The 20566-nt window shown below is 62.5% G+C and carries 20 protein-coding genes, 1 tRNA gene and 1 pseudogene; 11 read left to right on the forward strand and 11 right to left on the reverse strand.

Annotated features, from left to right (window positions below; translation table 11 throughout):
* Positions 1-31 precede the first annotated feature (31 nt).
* The 4 genes and pseudogenes from LDP01_RS08295 to LDP01_RS08310 all read right to left on the reverse strand — a co-directional run bounded on the left by LDP01_RS08295 (position 32) and on the right by LDP01_RS08310 (position 4380).
* Positions 32-1321: a glycosyltransferase 87 family protein gene (locus tag LDP01_RS08295; protein ID WP_224088402.1), complete on the reverse strand. Its 1290-nt coding sequence runs from the start codon at positions 1319-1321 to the stop codon at positions 32-34.
* A 4-nt stretch (positions 1322-1325) separates the two neighbouring features.
* The gene (locus LDP01_RS08300; RefSeq protein WP_224088404.1) at positions 1326-2495 is read right to left on the reverse strand and encodes a cystathionine gamma-synthase; all 1170 of its coding nucleotides are present in this window, start codon (positions 2493-2495) and stop codon (positions 1326-1328) included.
* A 48-nt stretch (positions 2496-2543) separates the two neighbouring features.
* Positions 2544-3930 (reverse strand): annotated as a pseudogene (locus LDP01_RS08305) (cystathionine beta-synthase).
* A gap of 57 nt (positions 3931-3987) precedes the next feature.
* Complete coding sequence (locus LDP01_RS08310; protein WP_224088406.1) at positions 3988-4380, reverse strand: VOC family protein; 393 nt, start codon at positions 4378-4380, stop codon at positions 3988-3990.
* Between the two features lie 132 nt (positions 4381-4512).
* On the opposite strand from LDP01_RS08310, the gene LDP01_RS08315 reads away from it, so the two are divergent.
* Positions 4513-5487, forward strand: a complete 975-nt coding sequence (locus LDP01_RS08315; RefSeq protein ID WP_224088408.1) for a DNA-3-methyladenine glycosylase family protein — start codon at positions 4513-4515, stop codon at positions 5485-5487.
* Positions 5488-5562: 75 nt separating this feature from the next.
* Here the strand turns inward: LDP01_RS08315 and LDP01_RS08320 are convergent, their stop codons facing one another.
* Both LDP01_RS08320 and LDP01_RS08325 read right to left on the reverse strand, forming a co-directional pair.
* Positions 5563-6213: a putative endonuclease domain-containing protein gene (locus LDP01_RS08320; protein ID WP_224088409.1), complete on the reverse strand. Its 651-nt coding sequence runs from the start codon at positions 6211-6213 to the stop codon at positions 5563-5565.
* Positions 6214-6601: 388 nt separating this feature from the next.
* A complete protein-coding gene (locus tag LDP01_RS08325) occupies positions 6602-8278 on the reverse strand; it encodes an AMP-binding protein (protein WP_224088411.1) in 1677 nt (558 codons plus the stop codon).
* Between the two features lie 83 nt (positions 8279-8361).
* Between LDP01_RS08325 and LDP01_RS08330 the strand changes: the two genes are divergently transcribed.
* Positions 8362-8640, forward strand: coding sequence for a putative quinol monooxygenase (locus LDP01_RS08330; RefSeq protein WP_224088414.1), 279 nt, complete (start codon positions 8362-8364; stop codon positions 8638-8640).
* A 114-nt stretch (positions 8641-8754) separates the two neighbouring features.
* Here LDP01_RS08330 and LDP01_RS08335 read toward each other — a convergent pair whose 3' ends face one another.
* Together LDP01_RS08335 and LDP01_RS08340 are read right to left on the reverse strand one after the other, a co-directional pair.
* Positions 8755-9132 carry a thioredoxin family protein gene (locus LDP01_RS08335; protein WP_224088415.1) on the reverse strand — a complete coding sequence of 126 codons (378 nt, stop codon included), beginning with the start codon at positions 9130-9132 and terminating at the stop codon, positions 8755-8757.
* 81 nt (positions 9133-9213) lie between these two features.
* Positions 9214-10989, reverse strand: a complete 1776-nt coding sequence (locus LDP01_RS08340) for an SGNH/GDSL hydrolase family protein (RefSeq protein ID WP_224088417.1) — start codon at positions 10987-10989, stop codon at positions 9214-9216.
* A gap of 268 nt (positions 10990-11257) precedes the next feature.
* Here LDP01_RS08340 and LDP01_RS08345 point away from each other — a divergent pair, with 268 nt between their 5' ends.
* The 3 genes from LDP01_RS08345 to LDP01_RS08355 are packed head-to-tail and all read left to right on the forward strand — an operon-like array spanning position 11258 to position 13729.
* Entirely contained in the window at positions 11258-11935 is a 678-nt protein-coding gene (locus LDP01_RS08345) for a TetR/AcrR family transcriptional regulator (RefSeq protein WP_224088418.1), read from the forward strand.
* A complete protein-coding gene (locus LDP01_RS08350) occupies positions 11932-12936 on the forward strand; it encodes an ABC transporter ATP-binding protein (RefSeq protein ID WP_224088419.1) in 1005 nt (334 codons plus the stop codon). The genes LDP01_RS08345 and LDP01_RS08350 overlap by 4 nt, the downstream gene beginning before the upstream one ends.
* Positions 12929-13729 (forward strand): ABC transporter permease subunit, encoded by an 801-nt coding sequence (locus LDP01_RS08355; protein WP_224088420.1) that lies wholly within the window; start codon positions 12929-12931, stop codon positions 13727-13729. The genes LDP01_RS08350 and LDP01_RS08355 overlap by 8 nt, the downstream gene beginning before the upstream one ends.
* A 6-nt stretch (positions 13730-13735) precedes the next feature.
* On the opposite strand, the gene LDP01_RS08360 is transcribed toward LDP01_RS08355, so the two are convergent.
* Complete coding sequence (locus LDP01_RS08360) at positions 13736-14281, reverse strand: acyl-CoA thioesterase (protein ID WP_224088421.1); 546 nt, start codon at positions 14279-14281, stop codon at positions 13736-13738.
* A 185-nt stretch (positions 14282-14466) separates the two neighbouring features.
* On the opposite strand from LDP01_RS08360, the gene LDP01_RS08365 reads away from it, so the two are divergent.
* Together LDP01_RS08365 and LDP01_RS08370 are read left to right on the forward strand one after the other, a co-directional pair.
* Positions 14467-14685: a hypothetical protein gene (locus tag LDP01_RS08365; protein WP_224088422.1), complete on the forward strand. Its 219-nt coding sequence runs from the start codon at positions 14467-14469 to the stop codon at positions 14683-14685.
* Positions 14686-14731: 46 nt separating this feature from the next.
* On the forward strand, positions 14732-15505 hold the full coding sequence (locus tag LDP01_RS08370; protein ID WP_224088423.1) for a potassium channel family protein: 774 nt from the start codon (positions 14732-14734) through the stop codon (positions 15503-15505).
* Between the two features lie 48 nt (positions 15506-15553).
* Here LDP01_RS08370 and LDP01_RS08375 read toward each other — a convergent pair.
* Positions 15554-15635: transfer RNA gene (locus tag LDP01_RS08375), tRNA-Tyr, on the reverse strand.
* A 128-nt stretch (positions 15636-15763) separates the two neighbouring features.
* Positions 15764-16030, reverse strand: a complete 267-nt coding sequence (locus LDP01_RS08380) for a hypothetical protein (RefSeq protein WP_216925007.1) — start codon at positions 16028-16030, stop codon at positions 15764-15766.
* Positions 16031-16211: 181 nt separating this feature from the next.
* Here LDP01_RS08380 and LDP01_RS08385 point away from each other — a divergent pair, with 181 nt between their 5' ends.
* The 4 genes from LDP01_RS08385 to efeB all read left to right on the forward strand — a co-directional run bounded on the left by LDP01_RS08385 (position 16212) and on the right by efeB (position 20553).
* The gene (locus LDP01_RS08385; RefSeq protein WP_018776783.1) at positions 16212-16703 is read left to right on the forward strand and encodes a YajQ family cyclic di-GMP-binding protein; all 492 of its coding nucleotides are present in this window, start codon (positions 16212-16214) and stop codon (positions 16701-16703) included.
* 208 nt (positions 16704-16911) lie between these two features.
* Entirely contained in the window at positions 16912-17772 is an 861-nt protein-coding gene (efeU, locus tag LDP01_RS08390) for an iron uptake transporter permease EfeU (RefSeq protein ID WP_224088424.1), read from the forward strand.
* Between the two features lie 136 nt (positions 17773-17908).
* Complete coding sequence (gene efeO, locus LDP01_RS08395) at positions 17909-19102, forward strand: iron uptake system protein EfeO (RefSeq protein WP_224088425.1); 1194 nt, start codon at positions 17909-17911, stop codon at positions 19100-19102.
* Complete coding sequence (efeB, locus tag LDP01_RS08400; RefSeq protein ID WP_497961293.1) at positions 19099-20553, forward strand: iron uptake transporter deferrochelatase/peroxidase subunit; 1455 nt, start codon at positions 19099-19101, stop codon at positions 20551-20553. The genes efeO and efeB overlap by 4 nt, the downstream gene beginning before the upstream one ends.
* The last annotated feature ends 13 nt before the right edge of the window (positions 20554-20566 follow it).

Below are 20566 nucleotides of genomic sequence, written 5' to 3' on the forward strand. Positions count from 1 at the left end.
CGCTCGGCGCAGTTCTCCGCGGCAAAGAAGGTCAGGAAGCCAGGCGCCCAGCGGGCATCCCGGCTGGAACGAGGCCCGTGCGCGAAGGCCGGTAAGCCAGGGCCCAGTACACCAGCAGCGCGATTCCGCACACCACACCGAGGCTGGACACCATCAATTGCCACTGCGTCTGGGGGTCCTTGCCCCACTCGGCAGCACCGGCCCAGACGGCAAGGTTCTTCGGCGTCATATAGAAAGCAACCGTGGAACAGGCCACGATGATCCACCCTGCCGTCCGCATGCGCCCGCTGCGGGACGGCACCCGATGCATCGCGAAGGCCATGCTCGGCAGGGCTACTGCCACCCAGACCCAGTGGTGGGACCAGGAGACGGGACTGATCAGGAGCATCAGGATGGCCGTGGCCGAGACCGCGATGAAGTTCTCGTCAACATCCACGGCCCACTTAATGACCTTTGCTGCAAGGGCCGCCAGGACCAGGGAAAGAATCATCCACACCACGCTGGTGAGAGTGGAATCCGGCATGCCGAAGTGCAGGAGCAGCCCCTTGACGGACAGGTTGTCCACGTAGGCCGGACCGCCGATGCGCCCGGTATCGGGGAGGATCCGGGTCCAGAATGCCAGGGATGCTTGCGGGAGGATGGCCCACGCGATGGTGATGGACCCGAAGAATCCAGCGGCCATCCATCCAAGGGCCTTGAAGTCCCGGCGGACCAGGAAATACAGTCCGAATGCCAGCGGCGTGAGCTTCACGCCTGCGGCCAGGCCGATCAACAGTCCTGCAGGCCACCGGATCAGGCCCGCCCGCGCCTTACCGTAGAGCGCGAAGTCCGCCAGGATCACGCCCATGAGGATGATGTTGATCTGGCCGAAAACGAACGTGTCCCGCCACGGGCCCAGAAGCAGGATGGCTCCCGTTCCCACCAAAGCCGTGGTCCTGAAGCGATAGTCGGCGAATGCTGAACGCCACGTCTTCAGGCCGAAGTAGTGCCGTGCCAACCAGGCCGCCACCACTGCGGCGCCAGCCAAGGCCGCGATGATGAAGACCATGCTGCTGGCGAAGAAACCCATTGCTGCGAGGCCGGCAAAGAGCAGGGCCGCAAACGGCGGGTAAGTAAACGGAAGGCCATCGCGCACAGCGTAAAGATCCCCGCCTTCGAGAACCTTGCCGCCGCCGTAGAAATAGACCTCGAAGTCGTTCAGGAACGGCTGGTAGTCCGTGTAGAGGAACCAAACGGCGACGGCGAGGGTAAGCACGCCTGCGACGGTCAGGATCCAGCCTCGCTGGGCAGCCGAAACAACCGTGGGTGAAGAAGAAGCCACAGTGTCAGCCGTTGCTGATCTTGGCGAAGGCCTGCTCAAGGTCCGCGATGAGATCCTCGGACTCCTCGATGCCGCAGGAGAGGCGCAAGAGGTTCACGGGGACGGCCAGTTCGGTTCCCTTGACGGATGCGTGCGTCATCTCCGAGGGGTAGTTCATGAGGGATTCGATTCCGCCCAGCGATTCGGCCAGGGTGAAAATCGAGGTGGATTCGGCAACAGTACGCGCTGCCGCCTCACCGCCCTTGAACTGGACAGAGACCATGCCGCCGAACTTCTTCATCTGCTTGGCAGCGAGTTCGTGGCCGGGGTGGTCCGGGAGGCCCGGATAGAGCACCGCCTCAACTTCGGGACGCTGCAGCAGCCATTCGGCTACAGCTTGTCCATTCTCGCTGTGCCGGTCCATGCGCACGCCCAAGGTCTTCAGGCCACGCGTGGTGAGGAAAGCATCCATCGGTCCCGAAACGGCACCAACAGCGAACTGGATGAAACCGATCTTCCCGGCGAGCTCGGCATCGTTGACGACGATCGCGCCGCCCACCACGTCCGAGTGGCCACCGATGTACTTGGTGGTGGAATGGATAACGACGTCGGCACCCAGGTCCAGCGGGGTCTGCAAGTAGGGGGACGCGAAGGTGTTGTCGACCACCAGGAGGGCACCGGCGTCGTGCGCGACGGCGGCGAGCGCGGCAATATCGGTGATCTTCATCAAGGGGTTGGACGGGGTTTCCACCCACACCATGCGCGTCTTGTTCGCTGCGACAGCACGTGCCACAGCATCGAGATCGGACATGTCAACGGGAGTGTTGCCAATGCCCCAGTCGCCGAGCACACGGTCGATGAGGCGGTACGTGCCACCGTAGGCGTCGTTGCCCAGGACGATGTGGTCCCCGGGGCGGGCCGCAGCCCGGATCAGCGAGTCTTCGGCGGCAAGGCCGGAGCTGAACGAGAACGCGGCGGAACCACCCTCGAGTGCCGCCAGCTGTTCCTGCAGGGAGTCGCGGGTGGGGTTGCCGCCGCGGCCATATTCGTAGCCGGACCGCAGGCCGCCGATCCCGTCCTGGGCGTAGGTTGAACTGAAGTGCAGAGGCGGCACCACAGCGCCTGTCCGGGGTTCGAAGGCCTGGCCGGCGTGGACGGCCCTCGTGTTGAACCCGGCGTTGTTGTTGACGGACATGGAAGCTCCTCTTTCAGTGTTCAACAGTTGGAAGTGGGCGCGTGGCGCTCAGTTGCTCAGGTAAGCCAGAAGGTCGTGGCGAGTCAGGATGCCCACTGGCGCCCCAACGAACGTGACCATCACAGTATCGACGTCGGACAAGAGCTCGCGTGCCGCGGAAATGGTCTCCAGGGATCCGATAACGGGCAGGCGCTCCCCCATGTGTTCCGAGATCTTGTCCGTTAGTTTGGCTTCGCCACGGAACAGTTTGGTAGTGAGGCTGCGCTCATCAACGGCGCCCAGGACCTCGCCCATCACTACGGGCGGTTCCTGCGAGAGGACCGGGATGTGTGAGACGCCGAACTCGTTCATGATGTTGATGACGTCCCGAACAGTCTCGTTCGGGTGGATGTGGACCAGGTCCGGCATCTCTCCTGTCTTGGACTTCAGCACCTCGCCCACGGATGACTCTTCGCCGCCGGAAAGGAAGCCGTAGGAGCGCATCCATTGATCGTTGAAGATCTTGGCAAGATAGCCGCGGCCCCGAATCGGGGAGAATCACCACAACCACCGCGGACTCGTCCAGGTCCTTGGCGGCCTCCAGTGCAGCGACCACGGCCATGCCGGAGGAGCCACCCACCAGGAGGCCCTCCTCGCGTGCCAGGCGGCGGGTCATGGCGAACGAATCGGCATCCGAAACGGCGATGACCTGGTCCGGGACGGTTTTGTCGTAGTTGGCTGGCCACATGTCCTCGCCTACGCCTTCAACGAAGTACGGGCGCCCAGTGCCGCCCGAGTACACAGAGCCCTCGGGGTCCGCACCGATGACCTTGACCCGGCCGCCGTCGGACGCGGGACGGTCTGCCGAAACTTCTTTAAGGAAGCGGCCCGTGCCGGTGATGGTGCCGCCCGTTCCAGCGCCGATGACGACGTGCGTCACCCTGCCGTCGGTATCGCGCCAGATCTCCGGTCCTGTTGACTCGAAGTGGCTGTCCGGGGCTGCTGGATTGGAGAACTGGTCCGGCTTGAAGGCACCGGGAATTTCCTTGACCAGGCGGTCTGAGACACCGTAGTAGCTTTGCGGGCTGTCGGGGGCAACAGCTGTGGGCGTCACCACGACTTCCGCGCCGTATGCGGCCAGGACCGCCCGTTTGTCCTCGCCCACCTTGTCAGGCACCACGAAAACGCATTTGTAGCCCTTTTGCTGCGCTACGAGCGCCAAGCCGACTCCGGTGTTCCCCGACGTCGGCTCAACGATGGTTCCGCCCGGCTGCAGCCGCCCGTCCTTTTCCGCTTCTTCGATCATCTTCACGGCGATGCGGTCCTTGATGGATCCGCCGGGATTGACGTACTCGAGCTTGACCAGGACGGTGGCTTTGATCCCGTCCGTTACGTGGTTGAGCTTGATGAGCGGCGTATTGCCGATGAGGTCCAACACAGACTGGGCGTACTTCATAGGTACAAAGTTACCGCCTGCCCGTAGTCCGCCCCGCCGTGCCCCACGTGCGGAGCATCACTTCCCGGCAGAGGAGTCGGTTTGCCAGAGGCCCAGGATGTTGCCCTCGGTGTCTTTGAAGTACGCGTACCAGCCCATGCCGGGGACGGCGTCCTTACCTTGAACGATGGAGCCACCCGCGGATTCCACCTGGCCGAGGGCAGCATCCACATCATCCACGTCTATGGTGAGGATGGGATTTTTCAGGTTGTCCGTTCGGGGGAACAGGGCACCATTGATGGCTCCGGGTTCCTTGGGCCTGCCGGTCTGTTCATCGGACGGAGTAGTGATGGCGATCGTGTAATCCATTTCCTGCATAGGGCTGAGATTCCAGCCGAAAGCACTTTGGTAAAAAGTGTTCGCCCTGTCGTTGTCATCCGTGGGAATCTCGAAATGCACTATTCCGGCCATGGTTTGCGCTCCTGGATTTTGGGGGTCGGACGCGGCCCACCCGCGCCACATCAGGGAGTCTAGACCCGGGAAGCGGCCGCCGTAAGAGGCTTGCAGGAGTGAATTGTCAGCCAGCCGTGGGACCATGAAAACATGACCATTGCAGACGCCCCGCCCCTTGTTGCGGCCGCGGCAGACGCTTCCATACGATGGCACCCCGGCGCCTCCTACAGGCTCGACCAAACCATGTTTCCCCTGATGCGGGGCAATGCCGACCCCTCTTTCGCGGCCCATCCCAAGGGGTTCTGGATGGCCTTCACTACTCCTTCAGGAGCTGTCACCCTGCGGCTTTCCGCAGGCGGCCCGGGACCTGAATCATTTGTCGATGCGCAGGCCTGGGGGCCCGGCGCGGAGCACGCCATTGCCGGCGTACCACGGCTGCTCGGCGCGGACGATGATTGGTGCGCTTTTGACGAACCCGTCTTCCATGCGACTCTCCCGCGCCTGGTCACTGAAGCACGACGCCGGAACCTGGCTCTCCGGCTGCCCTCCACCGGGCGGCTGGTTGACTCGCTGGTGCCCACCATTCTGGAGCAAAAGGTCACCACCTTGGAGGCAAGGCGTGGCTACCGGTACTTGATGTACCGTTTCGGAACCAAAGCCCCCGGCAGTGCGGCTCCTCCCGGGCTCCTCGTACCTCCCACTGCCCGGCAATGGTTGGCCGTTCCGTCCTGGGAGTGGCATAAGGCGGGAGTTGGGCCACAACGCTCGGCGACGGTGATGCGGGCGCTGCAATCCGCCGTCGCGCTTGAACGTTTGGCCGGCCTGGACCCAGCCCGTGCCGGAGCCAAACTGCAGACCATTCCCGGAATCGGTGTTTGGACTGCCGCGGAAGTGGTCCAGCGGACCCACGGCTGCCCGGATTCTATCTCCGTGGGCGACTACCATCTTGCGTCGTTCGTGGGCTATGCGTTGCTGGGACGGAAGATCGACGACGCCGGCATGCTGGAGCTGCTGGAACCTTGGCGCGGACAAAGGCAGCGGCTGGTCCGCATGCTGTACTTGAGCGGCTTCCGGAAGCCCACCTTCGGCCCGCGGATGACCGTCCAGGACCACCGCGGCCACTGACCTTTTAAAGCAACGCGGGGTCACTTAGGGCCCATGTTTGCTCCTCCAAAGGGCCGTAAATGACCCCGCGTTGGGTCATACCCTCTTGATCCTGGAGATCACCCCGGCGAAGCCTTCGGCAAGGTCGTCTGCATTGACTTTGAAGTAGGACCACCCCGCTCTGAGAAATGCCTCGTCGCGCCGGTTGTCCCGGGACTGCTGTTCACGTGTCAGGTGATGGGCGCCGTCGTACTGCACTGCGATTCGAAACCGCCGGTACCCGAGGTCGGCCCTCGGTGACATCGGATCCAGCAGGTCCAACTGCAGCTGGAGTTCAGGTTCCGGAAGGCCGGCATCCCGCATGGCCAAACGAAGGAATGTTTCTGGATACGAGTCCGCACCCACCCTCATTTCGTCCAGCGCAAGGCGGGCTTTCTCCACGCCTTGGAGGTTGGGGTGTTGTCGAATTAACAGCCGCAGACCAGAGGGGTAAGCATAGGGTTCGGACCGTGATTCGAAGGCTGGTCGAGGGCGACGGATCAGCTGATCGCCCATCGCGATCACGTAGTTCAGCGGCAGGTCCTTGGCCAAGTCCAGCCAGGTGCGAGGACGAACTGAAACCGGTACTCCCTCGAAATCCATGACTTCACCGGGGTGGACGCGCACTCTGTGGCCCGTCACCCCGCCACGGCGGACCCTCGGGAGGATGTGCGGTTTGCTCAGGTGGATGGCGTCTCCCCCGCCCATCCAAGGGGGAAGCCCCAAACCCGTGAGAAGTGCGGCAGTTTCGTGGGATACCCAGGCCCCCGGGTGTTGCGGCGGCCAGAACCCGCGCCCGTTCCAGCAGTTCAATCTCACGTCCCGTTGGCAGATGAATCAGCCGTCCGCCGTCGGAAATGTCCTTTGCCCTGAGCCTTTTTGCTGGGATACCGAGCTCGCGGGACTCGTACGTCGTGAAAGCACGGTACTGGAGTTCGTCGGGCAGAGGGTTGATACGGACCATGCATTCCAGTGTGTCGGTTTGGCCCTGCCGGCACGGAGTTATCCACAGCCCGGATACCGATGACAGCAACGCGGGGTCACTTAAGGCCCATGAAGGTCGTCAACATGGGCCGTAAGTGACCCCGCGTTGCATCTAGAGGTGCAGGCGGGACACGGCTTCCTGGCGCATATCTACCTTCCGGACCTTGCCCGAGACGGTCATCGGGAAGCTCTCGCGGACATCCACATACCGGGGGATCTTGTAATGCGCCAGTTTGCCACGGCAGTACTCGGCGATGTCCTCTTCCGTGAGCGTCGAGACTCCGGGTTTGAGGATGATGCAAGCCATCAGTTCCTCCCCGTATTTGGCGTCCGGAACACCGATTACCTGCACGTCCTGAATGGAGGGATGCAGATACAGGAACTCCTCAATCTCCCGGGGATAGATGTTCTCGCCACCACGGATCACCATGTCCTTGATCCGGCCTTCAATCACCAGATACCCGTCCTCGTCCATTCGAGCGAGGTCGCCCGTGTGCATCCAGCCCTCAGCGTCAATGGCTTCGGCCGTCTTGTCCGGCTGGCCCCAGTAGCCCTGCATCACGGCGTAGCCGCGCGTGCACAGTTCTCCGATGACGCCGCGCTCCACCACTTCACCCGTACCCGGATCCACGATCCGGCTCTCAAGGTGCGGCATGGTCGTGCCCACTGTGGTGGTCCGATGCTCCAAAGTGTCCCCCGCCCGGGTCATGGTGGATACCGGCGAAGTCTCAGTCATGCCGTAGCAAATGGCCACGTCCACCATGTGCATTTCATCGATGACCCGGCGCATCACCTCGATGGGACACAGCGACCCCGCCATGACGCCCGTCCTGAGCGTGGAGAGATCGAACGTGGCGAAGTCGGGCAGCGCAAGTTCGGCAATGAACATAGTGGGAACGCCATAAAGCGACGTGCCACCAAAGTCCTGCACGGCTTCCAACGCCGCGGATGGGTTGAACCCCCTGCTTGGGATGATGGTTGCTGCCCCGAAGCTCAGGGCATTCAGGTTCCCGATCACCATTCCGAAGCAGTGGTAGAACGGGACCGGAATCACCACGCGGTCATGTTCCGTATATCCCAGGAGGCGGCCGATCGAGTGGCCGTTGTTGAGGATGTTGTGGTGCGTAAGGGTGGCACCTTTCGGGAAGCCCGTGGTGCCCGATGTGTATTGAAGGTTGATGGGATCGTGCGGATCCAGTTCGGCCATGCGGTCCCGGAGCGCAGAAGGCCCGACGCCGTCCGCCCGGGTCAGGAGTTGAGCGTACGTCAGTTCGTGGCCGGCCTCCGGGACACCGGCTGAGAGGCCAACTTCCGGATCTCCGGGGAGGAAAACGATCTCCCTGAGTTCAGGGCACGTACCCGCGGTCTCCCTGGCCATGCCCACATAATCGCTGTTCTTGTCGGAGGGCGCAGCCACGAGCATCCGCATGCCGTTCTGCTTGACCACGAACTCCAGCTCGTGCCTGCGGTAAGCCGGGTTGACGTTGACGAGCACGGCCCCGATCTTTGCCGTGGCGTACTGCAGGATGGTCCACTCGGCACAGTTCGGACTCCAGATGCCAATGCGCTCACCCTTCTCAAGGCCCAGGGCGAGGAGCGAGCGGGCGAGGTGATCGACGTCGTCGTTAAGCTTTTCGTAGCTCCAGCGACGGGCGTCCCCGCCGGGTGTGGCAGCTGCTTCGATCAGGGCGTCCCTGAGCGGGAACTGTGCTGCGATGCGTTCAAAATTGGCACCGATGGTCTCTTCAAGCAGCGGGACGTCAGTGTCTCCGGCGGTGTAGGACAACATGACCGAACGCTACCAAGACAGTCCGCGCAACAGAACCGTAAAGTGGACAATCGCCTCCGTGTCCTCCCGGTAGGGTTGGATCCATGAGTGCACCCATCGACCTGCAGGCCACGTTCATCCCCAACGACGGCGAGTTCTTCCGCGTGAAGCTCGCCTTGGAAATCGCGATCGACGAGGTCGTCAACGAGCCCGGCTGCATCCGTTATGAACTGACCGAAGCCACCGAGGAGAAGCTGGTGCTCACAGAGCGCTGGGAGTCTGAAGAGGCCTTGGAGAAGCACTCCAAGGGCATTGCCGTCCAGGACTTGAACGAATCCCTCAGTGCGCTGCTTGCCGAGCCGGTCCAGCTCGAACGGCTCTAGGCTCTTCACGTCGCGAAACCGCTGGAAGAACGCGGAAACGCCCGAAACGCATCGAGGTCGCCGGAATTTACCCGGCGACCTCAATGCGTTTCCGGCGATTTCGCCGCGTTTGGTCTAGCTTTCCTGGGCCTCGGCACGTGCCTTGGCCACGTGCGCGTGGACTTCTTCCATGTCCAGGCCCTTCACGGCCTCGATGACCTGCTCCAGCTGCTGGCCGTTGAGGGCACCCGGCTGGGAGAAGACAAGCACTTTCTCGCGGAAGGCCATGAGCGTCGGGATCGACGTAATTCCGGCTTCGGCGGCGAGCTGCTGCTCAGCCTCGGTGTCCACCTTCGCGAAGAACACATCGGGGTGTTTCTCCGAGGCTGCCCCGTAAGTGGGCGCAAACTGGCGGCACGGGCCGCACCAGGCAGCCCAGAAATCCACCAGGACAATGTCATTGCCTTCGATGGTCGATGCGAACTGTTCTCCAGTGATGTCAACTGTAGCCATGTTTCCACCGTACGCGACCCCGCCCGCTAAGTCCCGTGGAGAGGGGCGTTGTTCGCTTCCCGCGTCAACGGGAATAAACGGCTACTTGCCCAAGACGTATTTGAGCGCGGACGCGTAGAACGGGGCCACCTTGTTATGCCCGGTCTGGTTCATGTGCACATCATCCAGGTAGTTCCAGGTAGCCCCGGCGATAGTTGCTGTGCCGGACATCGAGATGCGGGGCCAGCCCCGGAGAGCGGCTTCGCGGGTCAAGAGCCCGTCCACCCATCGACGTTGGAAATGGCTGGCGTCATAGCGGGAAAGAACACCAGTGACAAGGATCGTACTGCGGGGATATTTGCGGCGCAGTTCATCCCACAACCGGTTGGCCTGGGACAGGATTGCGGCATCGGTGGCAAAAATCCGGGCGTCGTTTCCGCCAAGAGTCACCACCACCAGACCTGGGTTCCCTTGGGGCAAAAGGATCCTGTCCAGCACCAGGGCATCCGTCGCTGAGTTGCCACCAACCGCCGGGCTCCCCGAAACGTATCCCATCCCACCGATGCTCCGGACCACCTGGCGGGTATAGCCAGCGGCCCGGGCACCCTGTTCGCCCCATGAATCCAGGTCCAACTGCGAGTCGCCAAGGAACACCACAGTGGAGGCATCGACTGCTTCGGCTGAATACAACTCCTGCGTGGAATCGTTCCAGATGGTTTCCAACTTTTGGAAGGCGACGTGCGAGCCCCTTGCATCTGTCCAGGTGTCACGCAACGGCCAACCGAACTCACCCGGGTTGATGGACCACACTTTGTATGTGGAGTGCCCCACAATCCGCGCTCCAGTGGCCGGCCCCCAGACGAGCCAGCCGTTGACGAACTGCTGCACCAGGCCACCGGCCCGCGGAAGTTTGTCCGTGAGCGGCAAACCCAATTGGCCGGCAGCTCCACCCAGGGCCACATAGCGATTGTGGACATCGCCGTGCGTGGTGGAATGCGCACCCGTTGCCGCCGACCAGTAGACCGTGCCGCCCTGGAAGAGTTGGTAGACGAAGTCGTTTTGCCGGTTTTCCTCGCCGACCGGATATCCCAGGGCACCGTTCTGGCCGCCAGTCGCGGACCAGTAGCTCCTGATGGCTCCCGTCAGAGCCCTCGCGCCGGTCGAGGGCGACCAGATGATGGTTCCGTGCTGGTACTGCTGTGACGAGCCACCATTGCGCAGTCCCGTCGCTTCATCCGTGATGGGGTAGCCAAACTCGCCGCCTTCCAGCCCGGATTGGCGCCAGCGTTCACGGATGGCACCCATGGAGGGATGTGCCCCCGTCGCTGGCGACCACACAACAAAGCCGCGTTCGAAGACCTGGTAGGCACCGCCGTCGGGTAGTCCGGTGCGTTCGTTTCCGGCCGGGTACCCAAGGAAACCAGCCTCAAAACCCGCTCTGCCCCATGCCAAGTGGATGGATCCCGTTGTGCGTTGGGCGCCCGTTGCCGGCGAGAAACTGATCGCTCCGCGTTCGAAGACTTGCTTGGAACCTCCATTGCGCAAGCCGCTTGCAGTGTCTGTTGTGGGATAGCCGTGATAGCCGGCAGGACCGTTGGCCTCCCACCATGCGGTGCGCACTGGTCCATTGACCACTACGCGGGCCCCCGTGCGGGGCGACCACGCGATATCGCCGCCGACAAAGCGTTGCACGCAGCCTGTGCTTGAGCATTCCTCCGCTGCCGTGGGGCGGATCAGCACGCTGCGGGCCCAGGTGCTGGTGCTGTAAAGCTGGCCGATGGCGCCTGTGACGGGAGGCGTGGTGGCCTGAACCTGGATGCTCCCCGATGATGGCGCGGCTTGCACGGGTAGAGCGGTTCCGAGCAGGCCCAGGGTCACCAGCAGCGCCGCACATGACCCGGCAATTTTGCTTTTCTTCGACGATGAAGCCGACCCTGTACAACCCACTTCTCTACCCCTGCATCTTCGGGCGCCCAGGCGCCGTCACTGCTCCCCCACGAAGACAGTCAAGCCAGTATGTTCGACGGCGGCAGTTGAGGCAGCGGCGACGCAGCGTTTGGTGTCACATCGTTATGTTCCAGGCAGCCGCGAGCCTTTCAATCCCAGCCTCTTGATACGGATTGAACAGGTGTTTAGTGTATTAAACATGCGTTTAACCGCAGAAGATGTGACCACCCGGGCACGCATTCGCGATGCCGCCATTGGTCTGTTCGGCCGCGATGGTTTCGGTCCTGCCACCGTCCGGGCGGTGGCCTCTGCGGCGGGTGTCAGCCCCGGCTTGGTGATCCACCACTTCGGCAGCAAGGCCGGCCTGCGCGAAGCCTGCGACCAGCACGTCCTCGCGCAGACCGCCAGCCAGGGCAAGGAGAAAACCGACCCTGCCGCGGCACGTCAATTGATCCAGGACTACCTCAACCACCCGGACCAGTACGCGGATGAGATCGCCTACATTCGGCGCTCCCTGGGCGACGAATCCGAGGCCGGCGACGCATTCTTCGACGCCGTGGTGCGCCAGACGCAGGACATTATCGAGGCCGGCATCGCGGCCGGCACCATCCGCGAATTCGACGACGTCCGGTCCACCGCCGTCGTTATTGCATCCAACAGCCTCGCGATGCTCATGCTCGGCAGGCACCTCTCACGGGCGCTGGGAGCGGACGTAACAGAACCACATGGAATAGGACCGGAACTGCTGCGGCAACTGACCATCCCGGCGCTGGACATCTACACCAACGGCTTCTATGCGGATTCGCGGTTCCTGGAAGCGGCCCGCGACGCCCTGCAGCAAGACGCCAACAACCAAGGAAGGGAGCATGCCCTGTGACCCAGGCAATCGTCGTCGAAGGGTTGCGCAAGAAGTTCGGCCAGCGCGAGGTCCTCCACGGACTCGATTTCGCCGTTGAACCGGGAACGGTCTTCGGCGTTATTGGACCGAATGGAGCGGGCAAGACCACCACCATGCGCTGCCTTCTGGATATCATCCGGCCAAGCGCGGGAACGATTTCAGTGTTGGGGCAGGATCCACGTCGCGCCGGAACCGGGCTGCGCCGCAGGATCGGTTACCTCCCCGGGGAACTCCACTTGGAGAACCGAACCACGGGCCGGCGCATGCTTGAACACTTCGCGGCCATCAGCGGCCCGGTAGAGCCAAAATATGTCAACGAGTTGGCAGAGCGGCTGGATCTGGATTTGGACCGGCAAACCCGCAAGCTCTCCAAAGGGAACAAGCAAAAGCTCGGCCTCCTGCAGGCGTTCATGCACCGCCCCGAACTCCTGGTGCTCGATGAACCAACCAGCGGCCTGGATCCCCTGGTCCAACAGGAGTTCCATGCACTCGTCCGCGAAGTGGTTGACGACGGCGCAACGGTCTTCCTCAGCTCACACGTACTGAGCGAGGTCCAGCAGGCCGCCGACGCCGTAGCTATCCTCCGTGACGGTGGGATCGTGACGATCTCCACTGTTGAGGCGTTGAGGAACGCGGCCGTACGGCAGTTGCGGTTCAACGCCGCCGGCGCAGAAAAGAACGACGTCGGCGCGCTGCTGGCGCGGGTGCCGGGCGTCGCCAATGTTGTGCTGCGGGAGCTTGCTGGTGACGGCGCAGCGGAAGCCGCGATCGAAGCAACGGCGACACTTTCGGGTCAGGTCCAGCCACTGGTGCAGGAACTGGCCCGGCTGAACCTCACAGACCTCGTTTTGGAGGAGCCGGATTTGGAGGAAGCCGTGCTGACTCTCTACACGGGGAACTATGCGGGGACGGGGCATTACGTCGGCAACGGAAACGGACACAAATCCGTGAGCCACACGGAAGGAGCACACCATGCCTAAGTTCCTCCCTCTCTTCACCAAGGCCCTCACTGATTCGTGGCGGTCCACTCTCGCATGGGCCCTGGGACTGACGGCTGCGATCATGCTGTACCTGCCCCTCTATCCGTCCATCGGGGGCAGCGCGCAAATGCAGCAAATGATCGACGCACTCCCCCAGGAGATGACCAAGGCCCTGAACTATGACCAGATAGCCACTGGACCTGGCTACACACAGGCCACCCTGTTCGGTCTGATCGGTTTCCTGCTGATGTCCATGGCTTCCGTTGGCTGGGGCGCGGCTGCGGTGGGCGCGGACGAGGAGTCGGGGCTGCTGGAATTGACCTTGGCCCATAGCGTGACCCGGATCCAGGTGGTCCTTGAACGCGCCCTGGCCCTCGTGGTGCGCGTCGCGATCCTTTCGGCCGTGGTCTTCCTGTTGGTGCTGGTGCTGAACGGGCCCTCGAAACTGGATATCGACGTCGGGCATCTCTTCGGCGCGGTAGTGCTGTTTGCCGCTTTGGCATTGCTGAGCGGAACAGCGGCGCTGTGCGTAGGTGCGCTGACGGGACGGAAGGTTTATGCGATTGCCGCGGGTGCCGCCGTCGCCGTCCTCGGTTATGTCTTCAACGCGGTTGGCAGGCAAAGCCCCGACGTCGACTGGCTGCTGAACCTTTCGCCGTACCACTGGGCGTACGGCAATTCACCCGTGACGAACGGCGCTGATTGGGGAGCCGCAGCAGGCTTGCTTGGCATCTCTGCGGCGCTTATCGTCCTGGGCGCGGTTGCACTCCAGCGGCGGGACGTCGGTGTTTGAGTTCCCCTAGGCCCACACATGCGGAGCTGGCCGGCGCGCCCCTGGGAGCGCATTGTTTTCCCGCCACTCATGGATCCACTCCGGCAATTCCAGATCAGCCGGTGGCGCACCGAACTCAGCAATGATCTCTTCCTGCGTCACCGGCTTCCCTTTGTTTACCAGGCGGGTTGCGATGTGGGCGCGGGCGTAGATCTCTCCGTCCACCACCATGCGCTGCTCAAAGTAGATGGCTTTGGTGTCCAGTCCAATGATGCGCGTTTCGATGGAGTAGCGCTGCCACAGTTGCAATGACTTGCGGAAAGCGATGGTCTCTCCCGCTGCAACGGGACTCCAGCCGCGCCTGCGCATCTTTCTCCAAATACCGCTCCGAACCATGAGGTCGAAACGGCCAAGGTCCATCAAGGAGAAATACATTCCGTTGTTCACGTGCATCGCGATGTCGATGTCCGTCGGCAAAACCCGCAGGGGCAACGAGGACGTTTCCCAAGCACCCAAGGGCGAACGCCTGGATGAAGTGAACAGCAGCATGAGGGTGCGAAGAAGCAAATGCATGCAAGCAATGTTACCCGCGAGTAACTTCTGGGGGAAGGCCGGCCGCATGGTGGACACAGTCCCCATGCAGCGTTAGTACATCCAACGCTTTATGTCCAACGATTGCACAAACGTTTACCGCCAGTTCATCCATCCCGTGCACAATATCTGAAACCCGGAAACACCAACCCACCAGGGAGATCCCTTTGAGCACTCTGACTACCAAGCCGCACGCGGACGTCTGGCCCGACCTCGCACGGCACCAGGACGTGGTACTCCGGGACGCCCGGGGCAACCGCATCGAAGGAACCATCGACGGCATGACCGATGACCGCAGCACACTCTGGGTGCAGCTCAAGGGCGGTTTGGGCCGGCAACTGGTTCACCACATGGACGGATACTGGCTGGAGACTCCCACCGTCTGACCCGTTTCCCAGTGGCGTGCATTGGTGCTGTGGCTAGGATTCCCGTATGACTCAAGCGCGATACCGGGACCTCGTCGAATGGCCCCTCATGGCGACGGCACTGATTTTCCTCGCCGCCTATGCCTGGCAGGTCATAGGACGCGTGGACGGCGCGGCCGGCCTTCCCTTCGAAATAATCCTCTGGATTACCTGGGGGATCTTCGCGCTGGACTACTTCGCCAACCTCTGGCTGGCGGAGGATCGAAGGCGATGGTTCATCTGGAACCTGCATGAACTCCTCATCGTGGTGCTCCCCTTCTTTCGGCCGCTCCGGCTCCTTCGACTGGTCACCCTCCTATCCGTACTGCAACGCACAGTAGGGGAAACCCTGCGCGGACGCGTGGCCACATACGTTGCCGGCTCGGCCGCCATGTTGGTGCTCATCGGCGCCCTGGCAGTGCTTGATGTGGAGCAGAATGCGCCGGACGCCAAGATCCTGACGTTCGGCGACGCTGCATGGTGGGCCATCACCACCATCACCACAGTTGGCTACGGAGACCTCTACCCCGTCACCCCCATCGGCAGGATCGTGGCGGCAGCGCTCATGATGAGCGGGATTGCCGTCCTGGGTATCGTGACGGCCTCCATTGCCTCGTGGCTGGTGCAACGAATCGAGGAAAACGCGGAGGATGTCGCGGCGGCCGCGGAAACCAAAGCGGCAGCCGCCGAAGAACCAGTCCGCGCTGAATTGGCAGACCTTGTCACTGAAATTGCAGCACTAAGGAGTGAGATCGCGGAGCTTCGGAAGAGCACCGAACTTCGGAAGAGCACAGAGCCATAGCGCAAAAAAAATCCCCGGAACCTGATGGTTCCGGGGATTTCCCTTGGGTGGCAGATGAGGGATTCGAACCCCCGTAGGCGTTGCCAGCTGATTTACAGTCAGCCCCCTTTGGCCGCTCGGGTAATCTGCCGAACTTCAAAAGAAGATCACTTCCGGAGACCGTTTCTTTTCGATCCGGTAACCGAAGGCAGAGACAACCTTACAGAACTTCCGGCCAAGAATCTAATCGAGGGCGGACACGCCGGAATGGCCTGTATTTCAGGCTTCTCCGAGGATCCGGCCAGCCAGTTTCGCTTCAAACTTTTCTGCTTGCTCAGCCGTGATTTGGTTGAGCTCCACCGCACGCTGCAAATCCGCATGAACGCCGTCCATCCGCGAGGCCGCATCCGGCACCGGGCTCAGGACGATCGACGCCGCCACGGTCACCGCTGCCACCGCACTCGCCGCGGCTGCCGCTGCCGTACCGATCGAACCGGCTGCCGCCGATGCGGACTTCGTGACGTAGTGGACGGCTTTGTGGCTCATGCTTACCTCCGGGGATGGGCTCTTCCAACTGGTACAACTCTCAAAGATCCACCTCGGTTCCAACCAAGCATGTGCTGTGAGCGAACTGTGAAAGTTATCCACGGCCCCATCCCGCGCCTTCCGTACTAGGCTGGATGGCAGACAAACCGCCCTTACCGGGCCCCCCAACCTAAGGAGAGTCATGGCAGGCGAATCAACATTCGACGTCGTCAGCAAGGTAGACAAGCAAGAGGTCGCCAACGCGCTCAACCAGTCCCAGAAGGAAATCGCGCAGCGCTACGACTTCAAGGGAGTCGGCGCGGAAATTGACTTCAGCGGCGAAAAGATCCTGATGAAAGCCAACTCGGAGGACCGTGTCCTCGCCGTCCTGGACGTCTTCCAGTCCAAGCTCATCAAGCGTGGCATCTCCTTGAAGTCCCTGGACCAGGGCGAGCCCTACCCCTCCGGGAAGGAATTCCGGCTGGAGTGCACCATCAAGGAGGGCATCGCACAGGACATCGCCAAGAAGATCAACAAGATCATCCGCGACGAAGCGCCCAAGTCCGTCAAGTCCCAGATCCAGGGCGACGAGCTTCGCGTCACCTCCAAGTCCCGCGATGACCTGCAGGAGACCATGAACATCCTCAAGAAGTTCGAAGAGGCAGACCTGCAGTTCGTGAACTTCCGCAGCTAGGCTGCGGACGCTGCACCGCCAGCGTCATAAAAGCCGGGGTCCGGCGCCGCTCAGGGCGCTGGATCCCGGTTTTTTGTGGCATGACTACATCGATTGTCGTAATGACAGGGGACATTAGGGCACAAACTTTTTGCGTAATCGTACCGCGGCAGTATTCTTCATCATTAGGCGAGCCTAAGTATGGCTACCCTGAGTGAAAGAAACGCACATGACCGCCAACTTCCTGATAGGCCTGCGTGAAGGCCTCGAGGCCTCGCTCATCGTGGTCCTCCTGATGGCCTACCTCATCAAGAGCGGCAGGCAGTCGCTGCTCCCCCGGCTCTGGGCCGGCGTCGGGCTGGCCATTGCCATCTCCCTCGCTTTCGGCGCTCTTCTCACGTTCGGCCCACGGGGCCTCACCTTCGAGGCCCAGGAAGCGATCGGCGGAGGGCTGTCCATTGTTGCCGTCGGCCTCGTAACCTGGATGGTCTTCTGGATGGCGCGCACCGCCCGCAGCCTCGGAAGCGACCTCAGGTCCCACGTGGATAAAGCAGCCGACGGCGCCGCATGGGGCCTCGTGCTTGTTGCGGCACTGGCCGTTGGCCGCGAAGGACTTGAAACAGCGCTCTTCATTTGGGCCGCAGCGCAAGCCACCGGCGAAACCACCTTCCCCCTCCTCGGCGCCCTGCTTGGACTCCTGACAGCTGCCGGACTCGGATACCTGCTTCACCGCGGCGTCCTCAAAGTCAACCTGGGCCGCTTCTTCACCTGGACTGGAGTGGGACTCATAGTCATTGCCGGGGGCGTCCTTGCTTATGGCATCCACGACCTCCAGGAAGCCGGCATCCTTCCCGGCCTGCATAGCCTGGCCTTCGACCTCTCAGCTGCGGTTCCGCCGTCGTCGTGGTACGGAACCTTGCTGAAGGGCACGCTGAACTTCTCCCCGGCCACCACGTGGCTGGAAGCAGCAGCCTGGCTGCTTTACGTCATCCCGGTCCTGTCCCTGTACATCCGGGCCAACCGTTCCCATCCCCCGGCGGCGGCAGCGAAGACGACGGCCCCGAAGCCCGCAGTCGCCGTCCAGCAATAAGTACCGTTCAGCAGTAACTACGGTTCAGCAGTAAACACGGTTCAGCCGTAAACACTGTTCAGCCGTACGATCCCGCACCCCCCAACCCGCGCGCAGGCCTCGCACCCCGCTCGTTCCCACAACCCAAAGGACCCCCATGCTTGGCACGTTCCTGTCCCCCGCCACTTCCCCGAAGCTTCGCAGGACCCTCACCGTCATCGGTGTGGCTGCGGCCGTCCCCATGGTTCTGGTGGGCTGCACTGACAATGCAAAAACCACGGCGGCCACAGATGGGCCGATCCAGGTCAGCAGCACCGCGAATGAATGCAAGGTCTCCACAGGTACTGCTCCCAGCGGCAACCTGACGTTTGCCGTGAAGAACGAAGGCACCGAGGTCACCGAGTTCTACCTGCTGGCCGAGGACGGTTTGCGGATCATCGGCGAAGTGGAAAACATCGGGCCTGGAATTACCCGGAACCTGGTGGTCACCGCTCCTGCAGGCAAGTACAACACCGCCTGCAAGCCGGGTATGCAGGGCGATGGAATCCGGGCTTCGTTTGAGGTCACAGAGTCCGGAAACAAGCCGAGCGCGGACGCCGATTTCCAAAAACTTCTTGAGACCGGCTCCCAGCAGTATGCCGCCTACGTCAAGGACCAGACGGAGCAACTCGTTACGGGCACCAAGGCCTTTGCAGATGCCTTCGCAGCCGGCGATGCCGCAAAGGCCCGTGAACTGTATGCCGCAACCCGCATGCACTGGGAGCGGATCGAGCCCGTTGCAGAATCGTTTGGGGATCTCGATCCCAAGCTTGATGCACGCGAGGCCGATCTCGAGCCCGGCCAGGAATGGACCGGATGGCACCGCGCAGAGAAGGACTTGTTCCCGCCTGCGGACTACACCGCCATGACCCCGGCCGAACGTAGCGCGATATCGACCCAGCTGGTTGCAGATACTGCAGACCTCGCAACGCGTACCCGCACAGTGGAGTTGACGGCTGACAAGCTGGGCAACGGCGCCAAGGAGCTCCTCGATGAGGTTGCCACGGGTAAGGTGACGGGCGAGGAAGAGATCTGGTCGCACACCGACCTCTGGGATTTCCAGGCCAACGTGGACGGCGCCCGCATCGCTTTCGAGAGCCTGAAGCCGGCCCTGGAGCAAAAAGACGCCGAGCTCGCCAAGTCCTTGGACGAGAAGTTCGCAGCCCTCCAGGCCGAGCTCAAGAAGCACGCCAAGGGCGATGGCTTCTCCTACTACAACGAGCTGAGCCAGGATCAGATCCAGCAGCTCGCCGCCTTGGTCGATTCCTTGGGCGAGCCACTGTCCAAGCTCACCTCGGCTGTCGTGCTGTGACCGGCTGCCCCTACGGGCACACCGGCGAAGCCCCGGAGGCTCCAGGTGCCGGACAGCCACTGAATGTGAATCGTAGTGAGGCTGACGCTTCAGCCCGCGCCGGCGAGGCGACCGGCGTCGTACGCTCCACGGGGACGTCCGACGGCGGTGCGTCGGCAACCGCCGGCACCTCCCGGCTGTCCCGCCGTGGCCTTCTTTCCCTTGCCGGAGTGGGCGGCGCTGGCGCAGTCGCTGGCCTCGCCGCAGGTTTCCTGGGCCACGACCTGGTCACGGCCGGTGCTGCATCGGCTGCGGAATCCGACGCAGGGGATGCTGTTGTTCCCTTTTTCGGCGAGCATCAGGCCGGCATCACCACCCCGGCCCAGGACCGCCTTCACATGGCTGCGTTCGATGTCACCACGGAGGACCGGAAAGAGCTGATCAAGCTCCTGAAGGATTGGACTGCTGCGGCTGAGGCCATGACGGCGGGCCGCACGACGGGTGCGACCGGCGCCGTCGATGGCCCCTACGAGGCCCCGCCGGAAGACACCGGTGAGGCGCTGGACCTGGCCGCCGCGAAATTGACGTTGACCTTCGGTTTCGGCGCAGGGCTGTTCGAGAAGAACGGCAAGGTGCGCTTCGGTTTGGACGGTCGCCGGCCCGAAGCCTTGATCGACCTCCCGCATTTCCCCGGTGATGACCTTCAACCTGGCCGCACCGGAGGCGACATCGTGGTCCAGGCTTGCGCCGACGACCCCCAGGTAGCCGTTCACGCCATCCGCAACCTTGCGCGCATCGGTTTCGGAAAGGTGCGTGTCCGCTGGTCCCAATTGGGCTTTGGCCGCACGTCCTCCACGTCCCGTGCGCAGGTGACGCCCCGCAACCTCTTTGGGTTCAAGGACGGCACCAACAACCTCAAGGTTGAGGACAAAGCCCTCCTCGATGAGCATGTCTGGGTAGGTTCCCCGGCTTCGCCGAGTGAAGAGTGGATGAGGGGCGGCAGCTACCTTGTGGCGCGCAGGATCCAGATGCATATCGAGATCTGGGACCGGACGTCCCTGGGTGAACAGGAAGGCCTGATAGGGCGGACGAAGGGCGTGGGGGCGCCGTTGTCCGGTGGCGAAGAGTTCACGGCGCCCGATTTCAAGCTCGCGGGCCGCAACGGTGACCCGCTCATTCCCTTGGACTCGCACGTCCGCCTGGCCCACCCCGACCAGAACGGGGGTGTGCGGATGCTTCGCCGCGGCTACAACTTCACCGACGGCTCAGACGGACTCGGGCATCTGGACGCGGGGCTGTTTTTCATCGCGTTCGTCAAGGATCCGCGGACCCACTACGTTCCCATGCAGCTGGCTCTGGCCAAGGGCGATACGTTGTCCGTGGAATACCTGAAGCACACGGGCTCCGGCCTTTTTGCCGTGCCTCCGGGGATCCAGCAGGGCGGCTTCATCGGTGAAGGACTTTTCGCCTAGGCTGATTTCTCTA

This window comes from Arthrobacter sp. StoSoilB13, from assembly GCF_019977255.1.
GTDB lineage: Bacteria > Actinomycetota > Actinomycetes > Actinomycetales > Micrococcaceae > Arthrobacter.

What these genes read in the sequence shown, in the direction of transcription:
- LDP01_RS08300 (WP_224088404.1), bottom strand. Translation starts at nt 2,495, where the DNA reads ATGTCCGTCAACAACAACGCCGGGTTCAACACGAGGGCCGTCCACGCC.
- LDP01_RS08345 (WP_224088418.1), top strand. Translation starts at nt 11,258, where the DNA reads ATGCGTTTAACCGCAGAAGATGTGACCACCCGGGCACGCATTCGCGAT.
- LDP01_RS08380 (WP_216925007.1), bottom strand. Translation starts at nt 16,030, where the DNA reads ATGAGCCACAAAGCCGTCCACTACGTCACGAAGTCCGCATCGGCGGCA.
- LDP01_RS08360 (WP_224088421.1), bottom strand. Translation starts at nt 14,281, where the DNA reads ATGCATTTGCTTCTTCGCACCCTCATGCTGCTGTTCACTTCATCCAGG.
- LDP01_RS08320 (WP_224088409.1), bottom strand. Translation starts at nt 6,213, where the DNA reads ATGGGCGGGGGAGACGCCATCCACCTGAGCAAACCGCACATCCTCCCG.
- LDP01_RS08325 (WP_224088411.1), bottom strand. Translation starts at nt 8,278, where the DNA reads ATGTTGTCCTACACCGCCGGAGACACTGACGTCCCGCTGCTTGAAGAG.
- LDP01_RS08370 (WP_224088423.1), top strand. Translation starts at nt 14,732, where the DNA reads ATGACTCAAGCGCGATACCGGGACCTCGTCGAATGGCCCCTCATGGCG.
- LDP01_RS08335 (WP_224088415.1), bottom strand. Translation starts at nt 9,132, where the DNA reads ATGGCTACAGTTGACATCACTGGAGAACAGTTCGCATCGACCATCGAA.
- efeU (WP_224088424.1), top strand. Translation starts at nt 16,912, where the DNA reads ATGACCGCCAACTTCCTGATAGGCCTGCGTGAAGGCCTCGAGGCCTCG.
- LDP01_RS08385 (WP_018776783.1), top strand. Translation starts at nt 16,212, where the DNA reads ATGGCAGGCGAATCAACATTCGACGTCGTCAGCAAGGTAGACAAGCAA.
- LDP01_RS08315 (WP_224088408.1), top strand. Translation starts at nt 4,513, where the DNA reads ATGACCATTGCAGACGCCCCGCCCCTTGTTGCGGCCGCGGCAGACGCT.
- LDP01_RS08355 (WP_224088420.1), top strand. Translation starts at nt 12,929, where the DNA reads ATGCCTAAGTTCCTCCCTCTCTTCACCAAGGCCCTCACTGATTCGTGG.
- LDP01_RS08330 (WP_224088414.1), top strand. Translation starts at nt 8,362, where the DNA reads ATGAGTGCACCCATCGACCTGCAGGCCACGTTCATCCCCAACGACGGC.
- efeO (WP_224088425.1), top strand. Translation starts at nt 17,909, where the DNA reads ATGCTTGGCACGTTCCTGTCCCCCGCCACTTCCCCGAAGCTTCGCAGG.
- LDP01_RS08310 (WP_224088406.1), bottom strand. Translation starts at nt 4,380, where the DNA reads ATGGCCGGAATAGTGCATTTCGAGATTCCCACGGATGACAACGACAGG.